The 11,116-nt window shown below is 61.8% G+C and carries 12 protein-coding genes; 10 read left to right on the plus strand and 2 right to left on the minus strand.

Going from position 1 to position 11,116, the window contains the following annotated elements; all coding sequences use genetic code 11:
- Positions 1-107: 107 nt before the first annotated feature.
- On the minus strand, positions 108-1,262 hold the full coding sequence (locus JWQ89_RS08155) for a caspase family protein (RefSeq protein WP_299639974.1): 1,155 nt from the start codon (positions 1,260-1,262) through the stop codon (positions 108-110).
- A gap of 94 nt (positions 1,263-1,356) precedes the next feature.
- A complete protein-coding gene (locus tag JWQ89_RS08160) occupies positions 1,357-1,788 on the minus strand; it encodes a hypothetical protein (RefSeq protein WP_299639976.1) in 432 nt (143 codons plus the stop codon).
- A gap of 310 nt (positions 1,789-2,098) precedes the next feature.
- Here JWQ89_RS08160 and JWQ89_RS08165 point away from each other — a divergent pair, with 310 nt between their 5' ends.
- The 10 genes from JWQ89_RS08165 (at position 2,099) to JWQ89_RS08210 (ending at position 10,840) form a co-directional block, all read left to right on the plus strand.
- Complete coding sequence (locus JWQ89_RS08165) at positions 2,099-2,332, plus strand: hypothetical protein (RefSeq protein WP_299639978.1); 234 nt, start codon at positions 2,099-2,101, stop codon at positions 2,330-2,332.
- A gap of 25 nt (positions 2,333-2,357) precedes the next feature.
- Positions 2,358-2,975 (plus strand): hypothetical protein, encoded by a 618-nt coding sequence (locus tag JWQ89_RS08170; protein ID WP_299639980.1) that lies wholly within the window; start codon positions 2,358-2,360, stop codon positions 2,973-2,975.
- A 20-nt stretch (positions 2,976-2,995) separates the two neighbouring features.
- Positions 2,996-4,066: an XRE family transcriptional regulator gene (locus tag JWQ89_RS08175; RefSeq protein WP_299639982.1), complete on the plus strand. Its 1,071-nt coding sequence runs from the start codon at positions 2,996-2,998 to the stop codon at positions 4,064-4,066.
- Between the two features lie 386 nt (positions 4,067-4,452).
- Positions 4,453-4,989 (plus strand): hypothetical protein, encoded by a 537-nt coding sequence (locus JWQ89_RS08180; protein ID WP_299639984.1) that lies wholly within the window; start codon positions 4,453-4,455, stop codon positions 4,987-4,989.
- A gap of 369 nt (positions 4,990-5,358) precedes the next feature.
- A complete protein-coding gene (locus JWQ89_RS08185; protein ID WP_299639986.1) occupies positions 5,359-6,540 on the plus strand; it encodes a hypothetical protein in 1,182 nt (393 codons plus the stop codon).
- Entirely contained in the window at positions 6,537-7,367 is an 831-nt protein-coding gene (locus JWQ89_RS08190) for a hypothetical protein (protein ID WP_299639988.1), read from the plus strand. The genes JWQ89_RS08185 and JWQ89_RS08190 overlap by 4 nt, the downstream gene beginning before the upstream one ends.
- On the plus strand, positions 7,364-8,464 hold the full coding sequence (locus JWQ89_RS08195; RefSeq protein ID WP_299639990.1) for a hypothetical protein: 1,101 nt from the start codon (positions 7,364-7,366) through the stop codon (positions 8,462-8,464). The genes JWQ89_RS08190 and JWQ89_RS08195 overlap by 4 nt, the downstream gene beginning before the upstream one ends.
- A gap of 71 nt (positions 8,465-8,535) precedes the next feature.
- Positions 8,536-9,417, plus strand: coding sequence for a hypothetical protein (locus JWQ89_RS08200; RefSeq protein WP_299639991.1), 882 nt, complete (start codon positions 8,536-8,538; stop codon positions 9,415-9,417).
- Positions 9,414-10,091: a thermonuclease family protein gene (locus JWQ89_RS08205; protein ID WP_299639993.1), complete on the plus strand. Its 678-nt coding sequence runs from the start codon at positions 9,414-9,416 to the stop codon at positions 10,089-10,091. The genes JWQ89_RS08200 and JWQ89_RS08205 overlap by 4 nt, the downstream gene beginning before the upstream one ends.
- 128 nt (positions 10,092-10,219) lie before the next feature.
- Positions 10,220-10,840 (plus strand): SH3 domain-containing protein, encoded by a 621-nt coding sequence (locus JWQ89_RS08210; RefSeq protein ID WP_299639995.1) that lies wholly within the window; start codon positions 10,220-10,222, stop codon positions 10,838-10,840.
- Positions 10,841-11,116: the final 276 nt, after the last annotated feature.

The raw sequence follows: 11,116 nt of genomic DNA on the forward strand, positions 1-11,116 counted from the left end.
TACTGAAGCGGACCCAATGCACCGCACTGAGTGTGAGGTAAAGCGGCTTTGGTCTTTGCAAACTAGCGGCGGCTGGACAGCATCGGGGTGGCCATGCTTTGCTTTGCCTAGCCTAGCTCCGCTGGGAAGATTGCGTCGGCCGACCCCTTCAGGAACTGTCCCGTCGAGGGAAGGAGCAGCAACGCCAGGCGCGTAGGAATATCTAGCCGCAGAAGCCTCCCCAACATGGCGGCACGCTGTTGGATGTTGATCGGAGTGGGTGGGATCATGTCACTGAGCAGTTGCATGACCACCTCATTGAGGAACTCGTATGTCACCCCGTCGGTGAGAACTCTAGCCTCGATGGCGGCCATCACCTCGGTGTTGAATCGGCGATGGTCGCTGGCGCGAAGCCCTACTTCGGTCATTTGGATGCGCCCGCCCGGCTGGTTGATGAAGCCGGCCTTTCGCAGGAACTCTAGATATTCACCGAGCCGCTCGGTTGAGACATATTTGGAGGCGCCCTCGCTCCGCTGCAGAAGAAACGTGGAGTCCGATCTTGTGGCGGCCCTCAGTTCGTCGACCGAGTGAGGACCGTTCTGAATGATCTGCAGCAAACGAAAGACACGACCATAGATGCTGCGGGAAGACGCAAACACGTTAAACCCGTCCGGAACACGGCGAGGCGCCGGCAAGAGCAGCGTGATGCCGTAGTCCCCGGAGGAGCGTGGGTCTTGAGATGGCCTCCCCTCGGTCGAGGTATTGACGATCCGTCCGCGAGCGTTCTCGAAGACCTTGTTGTAGGTCATGCCGCCATGCCGGCGATCGAGACGCTGGTCGTTTCTGCGGATTGGCGCTTCCAATGCGCGAAGCACAGCGTCGGAAAAGGCCGCGTCGAACGCATAGCCGTCGTCGGTTGCCAGCATGGCAAACCACTGGCCGCTGGCGCCGCGGAACTGCTGCGCGGTGCGTCCGGCGTGGCAGGTGTCAAGGATGACCACCAGCTTACGGATGTGTTCGTGCGAAATCGTCTGGAGCAGCCACCTGAGCTGAATGGTTCGGTCGTTTCCATCCTTGCTCTGGCCAAGGATCAGTTGGATGTCGTCAGCGCCTTCACTGACGCTATGGCCGACAAAGAAAATAAGGAGCTCAGTGTCGTTGCTGATGCCGGAGGCGCCTTCCAACTGCGCGACGATTTCCGCCTTAGTGGGATTCTGAAGCGGTGTCGGCCTGACCGATCGATCCGCCAGCGATCCGAAGCCATATCGCTCGTCGCCGAACACCCTCTCCCAGCGACCGAGCAGAGACTGGACCTTCTGCGGAGTCGGGAGCAAACGTCCTGGCGCCTGCCAGCTCCCAATTACGAGCGCCCGACGATCAACCATTGCCATCGAGTGACTCGAGAAACTTCTTGATCACGGCAGTCGCGACCGGCAACGCCAGGTCCCTACCGAAGATGCTGATCTTCACTACCGGCTTCTCGTCGGTGTCCGAGCCAGAAGTCTGGTCGGCCTTGTCACCCGACTGCTCAGACCGGGCGGCGTTAAGGATCTGATTGATGGCGTAGACGAGGCCTGACGCGTAGGCCTTGGCCATCACGGGGTCCGCAGCGATGTCGAGGATCCACTGCAGCACCGACAGATCGCCTTGCGCCCCTGCTGGTGCCGGCTGAGCCTTGGGCTGGGGAGCAGCGGTTTTCGCGGTGGCGGCAAGCTTGTCTAGCTCTGCCTGGATGTTGTCGACGAGCGCAGCTCGATCCACCCCGGCGGTCGCTACACCGCCGGTGTCCATAATAACTTCGATTTTCATGCAGTCCCTCGCAGTTCCCGGCTGACCATCATCGGCATGCCGCCGCAATATATAGGGGGGTGGTCGCGGTGTGCCAATCCACCGGTTGTTGAAGGAGGTGGCAAAGCGTTTGGATGGAGCTTCAGACGCGGTCCGCGAGTGCCGTTCTTACTGAATCTCTCCGACAATTGACTAAGTTGGCAAGCGTAGGACCGGCGGCGTCGTACACCCATCGCTCGGTCAAACAAGAGTCCAAGTAGGAGGTGACGGCGGTGTTGTAGCACCGGCGTCGTGCTCGAAGAGCGAGTGCATCCAACCTGGGAGACCTAGTATGACGATTGCTCGTATGACTGCCGCCGCGGTGCTCATCACCACGCTTATGTTCGCCGCCATCGCACCGGCGGCTCCTGCCTACGCGGGAAGTGCAGAAGTTGCGCGTGGAATCACCGGCGCTATCTACGCTGGCGCCGGTGAGGTCATCGGCCGCCCCAACATTTGTGGGTTTGCAACGATAATGAAATTTTCCCGTTGGATTTACGAATCGGTAACCAGTATGGCTGGATGATCGAAACCCGCAGCGAGTCTCCGACGTGAGCTACCCTGACGCCAATGATGTGTACCGCGTTCTGAAGCCTTTCGAGCAGTCCATCGTGGCGGTCCACCTCCGCGCATGGGACCGGCTATTCAACAACCCGGAGTTCGCGACGATGGTCTACGGCCAGACCGGGACCGGGGTGATGTTCGACCTGCTCTCGCAGGAAGTCCTGGTCGAATTCGGCGAAAACAAGGACGTCACGCTGGTGCCATATCAGGGCCGCAGCCTGCGGATGATCTTCGATGGCCCCGACGGCCGCGTGATCGCGCGATGCAAGCATGGCTCCAACCGCGGCTTGGGTCAGAACATCGACACGAAGGCCAACTGGAAGTTCATCGATGTCGAGGCCCAGCTGCCCGGCATGCCCGAGGATGCGATGAAGGTCGAGATCCTCTGGTACGAGAACCTGATGCGGACCAAGATCGACAGCGTCGAAATCACGGCCCGCGACGGCAAGCACAAGCTTTGGTCCTACGCCATCGGCAAGGAACCGGATGTGGCCACGCTGCCGTTCATCGAACCCGCGGGCCCGACCGCCCCCACCAAGGCCGCCGGCGAGCTGGTCACGCTCAAGCCGGTGAAGAAGACGACCGAGAACGAGGACGACGAGTAGACATGTCATCACCAGGAGCGATGCTCCGGCTAGCGCGACAGAGAAGAGGTGTCCGACAGAACGAGGCCGCTCAACGCTTGAGCGTTTCACCGACCGATCTGTCCCGCATCGAGAACGATATCAAGGAATCATCGCCGGACTTCCTTGCCAAGGCAGCGGCGGCCTTCCGAGTGCCGCTGGATTTCTTCGGGCTGACCGATCGTGTCTACGGCGCGCCCGTCTCCGTGCATCCCATGTGGCGCAAGAAGGCAGAAGTAACGGCCGGCGAGCTCGATGCCGTCGTCGCCGAGCTGAACGTTCGCGTTATGCATCTGCGGCGCCTGCTGCAGTCGACCAACATCAACCCCGTCCGCTCGGTCCCCCAGCTCGACATTGAGGAGTTCGGCTCCCCGGAGAAGATCGCCGCTCTACTGCGCGCCCATTGGATGGTGCCATCGGGGCCGATCCGCGACGTCACCCAGCTGCTCGAGGAGGCCGGCATCGTCGTCGTGCACTCGCGCATGGGCGGTTCGTCCGTCTCCGGCGTGACCTTCCGCGTGCCCGGCATGCCGCCACTGATCGTGCTGAACGCCGACCAGCCGGCGGACCGCATGCGATTCACCCTGTGCCACGAGCTCGGGCACATCGTAATGCACCAGTTCCCGTCGACCGACATGGAGAAGGAGGCAAACGAGTTCGCCGGCCATTTCCTGATTCCAACCCGGGATATCGCTCCTCAGTTCGGGCCAGGTCGTGTCGACCTCCGCAAGCTCGCGTCCCTGAAGCGCGTCTGGCGGGTATCCATGGCCAGCTTGGTGTTCGCCGCCGAGCGCGCCGGCAAGCTGACGAAGGCGCAGAAGAACTATCTTTGGCAACAGTTCTCCATGGCAGGCATCCGCACCGCAGAGCCGCCTGAGCTAGACTTCGCGCCGGAGCGGGCGACGATCGTCACCAGCCTGCTGCGTGCCCACATCGAGAGCCTTGGCTACTCGGTCGGCGAGCTGGCCCGTATCCTGACGCTGGACGAGACTGAGCTTCCGGAGCTCTATGATCTGACGGAGCTCATGGGCTCGACGCCGGTACGTCCAAAAGGGCTGCGCGTGATCAAGTAGCGATTGGGAGATGGCATTCGGGGCGACTTCTGCCCGATCTGGATAATGCTTTGGGGTCGCCGGCATCGGCCTATAGCGCTTCAACCCATTGTACGGGGACAACCCGCAACCACCCAACGGCGTTCCCGGGGGTTAGCTCGAAACCCATCGCGAGACCAAAAAACACCAGTAATCCCAATAGGGGAGGGAGAGATACGAAATGGCGATGGAGTTGATCTTCCTAACCCCCCGGAAATGTCTAAGGAATTTTTCCCTCCCTCTAGGCGGTAGCCTCTAAAATGTCCGCATCGCGTGCCGCCCGGCTTCTGGATGTGCGCACCCAAGCGAGCCTGCTTCCCATCCTGACTACGAGCCGATTAGGATATTGGGAGGCGTAGGAGCCCTCTATGATATTCCCGCTGCGCAATGATCTAGATATGGCCAAGCATGAGTTCGGCCATCATTTTCTAGCCCGTCATGGCGGCTTCGAAACTGTCGACGTGAAGCTCACCCCCGCGGGCGGCGGTTCTGAGATCGTGACCGACCGGAAACTCGAGACTGTCGATGAAGTCGCTGCCTTTGCGGAGGACCGCATCCGTGTACTCTACGCGGGCGTCATGGCCGAGAGCGTCGTGAACGGCAAGGTGGACCAAACGATCACCATCCAACTGATCAACAACGAAGCAGGCAAAGGTGATTTCATGCTAGGTCGCCAGTTGGTCGCTCTCATTCGAAACACCCGGCATATGGATCTGCCTCTGAACCCTCGCGGAGATGCGATGGAAGCCGACGAGCGTCGGCTTTGGGACGAGACCATCGTCCTCGTCGAGAAGTACACAGCTGGCATTGATACGATGGCCACGCAGCTGCTCGTCCAAGGCGGTCTAACATTCGCGAAAACCACGTTGGATCGGCATTCTCTGATCAGGCAGTACTTCCCGTAGCCATTTGGAGCCAGACACACCTAGCCTCGGCGATTTACCTCTGTAGCGAACAATCGGCTCATGCTGGTCTTGCGCCTCAAGCCTCCGTGCGGATAGGACAATAAAAAGACTTTATTGGGTGGGGCAATGTTTCAATCCTTAGACCGCCTGCGCGGTCTCATTTCGAGGCCAGCGCACACCTATCGGCCCACGGTCGAGACGTTCCCGGATCTGGATACCCAACGCCTGTCCAAGGACATGCAGCTGACGAAACGCGGTCAATCTCGCGGAAGCGACAACCAGCCACCGACCGACAGCACATCCCTGGACGCTGTTGAGGCCGAGATCATCGAGCACATCGGCGCTGCGCAAAAGCGGTCGCATGATGCATTGGAAAATCACCTTGCCGGTTTCCGCCAGCGCCTGATCGATCTCGATTTCGACGCCCAGTTCTCGAACATCAAGTCCGCTGCACTGGGCGGGCTCTCCGACCTGAAACAGGAGCTGCAGACCGGCGTAGACGACCTGCATGGTCTTCGGCGGGATCTGACAGCCGCCGAGAAGTGGCACACCGCCTTTCAGACCAAGCACAAGCTCGATCGCCCCGCCAAAATCGGCTCGGCGAGGGCCAGCTTTTTCAAGTGGGCACTGATCGTCATCCTGGTGCTGGTCGAGCTCGTCACGAACGGCGAGCTGCTGAGCAAAGGGAGCGACCTCGGGCTCGTGGGCGGTATCGTCGAGGCACTGATCTTCGCTGTGCTCAATGTCGGCGTGGCCCTCATGTTCGGCATCTTCGCGATCCCGTATCTCACGCACCGGAACTTTCTGTTGAAGCTCTTCGGGCTGATCTCCCTCCTCGCCTACTTCGCCTGCCTCATCGGCATCAATCTGGCGCTTGCCCATTACCGCGAGGTCTCGGGCGTCTTAATGGAAGGCGCCGGCGAGGCGGTGATGCAGCGGCTGATCAACGATCCGCTCGGTCTGCAGGACTTCCGCTCGTGGCTGCTGTTCGCCTTGGGCGTGCTTTTCTCGATCATCGCCGTCATCGACGGGCTGATGGTGCACGACCCCTACCCCGGCTATCAGAAGGTCGACAAAGCTCTGAGGACGGCACGCGACAAGTACGCCGAGATGCGGCGCGCGGCGATCGACGAGCTCGGTGGCGTTCGCAAGGACTACGAGGAACTGTTGACGACCTCGCGGTCGGATCTGAGCAAGCAGCGGGTCGAACACGACGCCATCGTGAGCCATCGGTCGCGAATGATCTCGCTGTTCGACGACCACCAGGCTCAACTCGAGAAGGCGGCGAACGCGCTGTTGCGGGACTACCGCGACGCCAACGTGGCCAAGCGGAACACCCCTGCCCCGGCCCGTTGGAACGAGCCTCACGCGATATCGCGCATTACCGTATCGATATCGAAGGAAGGCGAGTGGAATTCCGCCGATCTCAAGACCAGCATCGCAGAGGCGCAGGCCGAGGTGGACTCCATCTTCATCTCACTCGGCAAGGAATTCGACGCGGCCATGGCGAAGTACCGTGAGCTCGACTCCATCGCCCCGGATCAAGCATGAGCCGCCGGCCACGCAGTCGTCGCAGCCTTCGCAAGGCCGAGAGCTTCCCGGTCGGTTGGGCCATCGCCGGCGGCGGCGCCCTGATCGCCGTCTTGGTCGGATTCGGTTGGCTCTATATGGGCGCTGTCCAGCGCAATCCGGAGCGAGACGCCAACACCATGTGTCCGAAGGTCGGGCCCACCGAGCAGGTTTTGGTGTTGGTCGACGTCACCGACCCAGTCGGCCCGATCGCCCAATCGGACATCCTCAACCAACTGAACGCCATGGCCGATGCATTGCCCAAGGGCGGGCTGTTCGAACTGCGGACGCTGAAGACCGGCGACGTTCGCACCGAGACGATCTTCGCCGCCTGCAATCCTGGCGATGGATCGGACCTCGACCATTGGACAGGCAATCCGGAAGGGGCGCGCAAGCGTTGGGACGAGAAGTTCGACGTGCCTCTGAAGGCGGCCATGGGCAAGGCGCTGCAGGCCGAAAGCGCCGATACTTCCCCTATCATGGCGGGAATCCAGCAGGTGGCAGTCGATCGCCTCGGCAGCACCCAGGCGAAAACGATCTCGAACCGGTTGGTGGTGATCTCGGATCTGCTCGAGAACACGCCCTCGTTCTCGATGTACAAGTCCGGCCCCGACTTCGAGTCCTATCTGGGGTCCAAGGCGGCCGGTGAGTACGGCACTGATCTGGCGGGAGCCACCGTCGAAGTTTGGTTGCTGCGCCGGGATACCGAGTTCCCGAGTTCGTCGGTCGCGGAGTTCTGGAAGCGGTGGGTGGAGAAGAACCGGGGCACCTTCGAGCGCGCCCTGCAGTTGCAAGGGATGTCCCCATGAAGCGCATCAAGGCCGTGGAGCGCACCACCGACAATTCCGCTCCCGTAGTCTTCGGAATCTTCACGGGCCTAGGCGTTGCCTTCATCATCGGGGCAAAAGCGTGGGGCCAAAGCCCGTTCATCGTCACGATCGTTCCTGTGCTTCTGATGGGCGCCTACGCGGCCATGATCGTGTTCGCCAGGGGACTGCGTCTGCGGAGCGACCAGACCGGCGACAACTTCTACTACATGGGCTTCATCTTTACCTTGGTGAGCCTTGGAACGTCCCTCTATCAGTACTCCAGCGGTGGCGGCGTCGATGACATCATCCGCAACTTCGGTGTCGCCGTGGCCTCCACGATCGCCGGCATCGTCCTGCGCATCATGTTCAACCAGGTCCGTCGAGATCCCATCGAGTTCGAAGCCGCATCCCGTCTCGATCTGGCGGAAGCATCGCGGAAAGTCCGGCGAGAACTGGATGGCATTCAGTACGAGATTGCGCACTCGCGACGCAGCAGCCAGCAGATGGCGCAGGAGACTTTCGATGAGACGCGCACTCAGTTGGTGGCAATGGGAAAGGCCGCGGCTGAAGCGGTAGAGGCCATTCGCGCGGCTGCGGTAACCGGCGTCGAGGGGACCGCCGAACAGATATCGGGGAACTACTCCTCCCCGGAGGTGAAGCGGCAGCTCGACCGGAACTCGAAGAGCCTCGAGCGCGTCAACACCAAGCTCGAGCAGGCCACCGAGACCCTTGCGAATGCGGCCGAGACCTTCGCGAACCGCTTGGCTCAGACGCAGACGCCCGACAAGGTGGTCGAGGTGAACATGCAGCCGGCCATCGACGCGCTGCAAAAGACCATTGCAGATGCCTTCGATCGAATGACCGAGCAGTTGAAGAGCATCGACCGACTGGCGAGCGAAGTGGCGAAGTCCTCGGCGCAGCGCGATACCTCCAACGTCGATCTGGCTCGGGCCACTCGAGCTATGGAAGAGCTGCAGGCGTTAGTCGCTCAGCAGCGCGGAGGCTTCCTTGGGATGTTCGGCCGGCGCGATCCAGCGCGTCCTGAGGATAGTCCCGAGCCGCAGGTCGCCCCGCTGCCCAGCGGACCGGCGCAGTGAGACGCCCCGAGCCTGCCCATCTGCTCGAGGCAGAGCGTGGCCATAGGCGAGGCGTCGTCCTGGGCCTGACGATGGCCGAGATGATGCTTCTGCTGCTGTTCTGCCTTCTTCTCGTCTCGGGCGCCCTGCTTCAGGATCAGGAGAAGAAGATCGCAGCCGCCGAGCAGCGGGTCGATGAGTTGGTGGCTGCCGGCGCGACCGCGGCCTCTCCAGAGGAGAAGAAGAGGGTCGCCGACGAACGCACCGAACTGCAGAAGCTGCGGGAGGAGAGCTTGAAGTGGGCGGAACTCCTCCCCGCCGGCGCCAGGCCTACGACGAGCACTGCTATTCCCGATGAGACCTGGCGCGAGCTGAAGGTGGTCCAGGAGATCGGCCGGGCCATGGTAGACAGAGGCCTCACCCTTTCCGAGACCGTGGCACGGGTCGATCAGGTCGCAGATGCAACCCCACCGGGACCGAGTGGGCACGATTGGCCGCCCATGATCACGTTGGGCAGCGACGAGTTTCGCTTCGTGACGAGCAGTGCCGAGCTGTCGGATGCCTTCCGTGGCCGCCTTGAAACGGACATCGCCCAGCAGGTTCGCGACCTTCTGCAGCAGTACGGTGTCGATGTGGTGGAGGTGGTCGGGCATACCGACGAGCAGCCCATCAAGAGCACGCAGCAGTCGACGCTGGATACCTTGGCGATACCTGTGCTGAACGGGGAGGCGCCGATCACCGAGTTGCGGCCGGTCGACAATGCGGGGCTGGGACTGGCGCGTGCGATCGCCGTCGCAAACATCCTTGAGCGCGAGCTCGGGGGCACAGGGGTCAAGATCGTTCCGCTCTCGGGCGCGCAGCTCATACTGCCGGGAGATGTCGTATCGAATGGTCTGAATCCGAACGACGACCGGAACAGAAGAAGGATCGAACTGCGCGTCAGGCGCAGCAATGCGGATGGGGATTCCGAGTGACGCCGAATACCACGGCCAGGCGCTGGCTGCCTCTGGCGGCTTTTGTCTTCACGGCGATGGTAGCCATCCCTGCGAAAGCCGACACCGTTCATGTAGTCGATGGCGATACCATCCAGATTTCCGGCACGACGTTCCGGCTCCACGGCATCGATGCGCCAGAGGCAGGCCAACGGTGCAACGACGACCAGGGCGGGACCTGGCGCTGCGGCGACGAGGCGACCCGCCACCTGGAGGATCTGATCGGCAATGCCATTCCCCAATGCGATGAGCGTGGCCTCGACGATTATGATCGGGTGATCGCGGTCTGCGTCGTCAATGGCACCGAATTGAACCGGGCGATGGTCTCGGACGGATACGCGTGGGCCTTCCGCCGCTTCTCCGAGGACTATGCGGTCGACGAAGAGGGCGCGGCCAATCGCGGCGTCCAGATATGGCAGGCCTCCACTCAGACAGCTTGGGACTATCGGGCGGCGAAATGGGATGTCGCCTTGCAGGAGGCGCCGAGAGGCTGCCCGATCATGGGCAACATCTCCAACAATGGCCACATTTACCACGCGCCCTGGTCGCCTTGGTACACCAAGACCATAGTGTCAGAGGAAAAGGGCGAGCGGTGGTTCTGCACCGAGCGCGAGGCTCTAAATGCCGGTTGGCGTGCGCCCGTCTGGGGGCGATAGGCCTGCAGTCTCGCCGGTAGCAACACGTTTGTGACCTTGCCTCGACTCTCGCCGGGTTTGTCTAATACTTTGCAGCGGGGGGACTTGGCGTGCGCAAGCGTGGCGCTTTGGGGTGGATATTGATCCTGATGCTGGTGGCGGGCGCCACCGGCCTGTTCAATAACGATCGAGACGCGCCCGCCACCAGCTCCAAGCCAACATCGCTCAGGACGGAACCGGTCGCCTCGACACCGAAGCCTTCGGCACCCCTCCCGGACATCGAGGTCGAAGCAGAGACCCTGGTGCCGAAGACCGCCTATGTGAAAGCGGATACGCTCAACGTGCGGGCGTCGCCTTCAACGGGAGCCGCCGTCCTGGGGAAACTCACCCGCGGCACGGCCGTGGTCCCTCGACTTCGATCCGGAGAGTGGTACGGCGTTATCCTGACGGATGGGTCCACGGGGTGGATGCACGGCGACTACTTGGCGGCGGACCTGCCGGCGGCACCCGTCGAGCTGATAATCGACGTGCCACCGAAAGCCCCGTCTGCTGCACGTCCGGCATTCGATCGCGATCAGGTGGTCGATGCCATCATCAAGGCTAGCTTGCGATCCTATTCGGGCGCATGTCCCTGCCCCTACAACACCATGCGCAGCGGACGTCGTTGCGGCGGCAACAGCGCTTACAGCAAGCCAGGAGGCCGTTCGCCGATCTGCTACCCCGGCGATGTCAGCGAACGAATGATCGCCGACTACATCAATCGGAATTGATAGGACGCGTTGAGATTGAGGCGCAGATGGCTGCGCAAGCCGACCCGATCATCGGCCCGATTCTCGGCGCACCGTCACGGACTTCCGTTTTGGACCAGCGGCGGTCGTCCGCGGTATGGGTGAGGGGCGCACCAATGTCCCACCGGCCGCCATGAAGTCCACCCGCGAACTGGTGGTGGAATGAAGCGCCCCAATGCCAAGTGCGAAATAGCCGTTGGAGAATGGCCCGACTGCATCGCGAATTCGGGCTCCGAATTCGCCGTCTCCAGTTGGCTT

Source organism: Devosia sp., from assembly GCF_028290645.1.
GTDB lineage: Bacteria > Pseudomonadota > Alphaproteobacteria > Rhizobiales > Devosiaceae > Devosia_A.

What these genes read in the sequence shown, in the direction of transcription:
- JWQ89_RS08160 (WP_299639976.1), bottom strand. Translation starts at nt 1,788, where the DNA reads ATGAAAATCGAAGTTATTATGGACACCGGCGGTGTAGCGACCGCCGGG.
- JWQ89_RS08165 (WP_299639978.1), top strand. Translation starts at nt 2,099, where the DNA reads ATGACGATTGCTCGTATGACTGCCGCCGCGGTGCTCATCACCACGCTT.
- JWQ89_RS08175 (WP_299639982.1), top strand. Translation starts at nt 2,996, where the DNA reads ATGCTCCGGCTAGCGCGACAGAGAAGAGGTGTCCGACAGAACGAGGCC.
- JWQ89_RS08180 (WP_299639984.1), top strand. Translation starts at nt 4,453, where the DNA reads ATGATATTCCCGCTGCGCAATGATCTAGATATGGCCAAGCATGAGTTC.
- JWQ89_RS08190 (WP_299639988.1), top strand. Translation starts at nt 6,537, where the DNA reads ATGAGCCGCCGGCCACGCAGTCGTCGCAGCCTTCGCAAGGCCGAGAGC.
- JWQ89_RS08195 (WP_299639990.1), top strand. Translation starts at nt 7,364, where the DNA reads ATGAAGCGCATCAAGGCCGTGGAGCGCACCACCGACAATTCCGCTCCC.
- JWQ89_RS08200 (WP_299639991.1), top strand. Translation starts at nt 8,536, where the DNA reads ATGGCCGAGATGATGCTTCTGCTGCTGTTCTGCCTTCTTCTCGTCTCG.
- JWQ89_RS08210 (WP_299639995.1), top strand. Translation starts at nt 10,220, where the DNA reads ATGCTGGTGGCGGGCGCCACCGGCCTGTTCAATAACGATCGAGACGCG.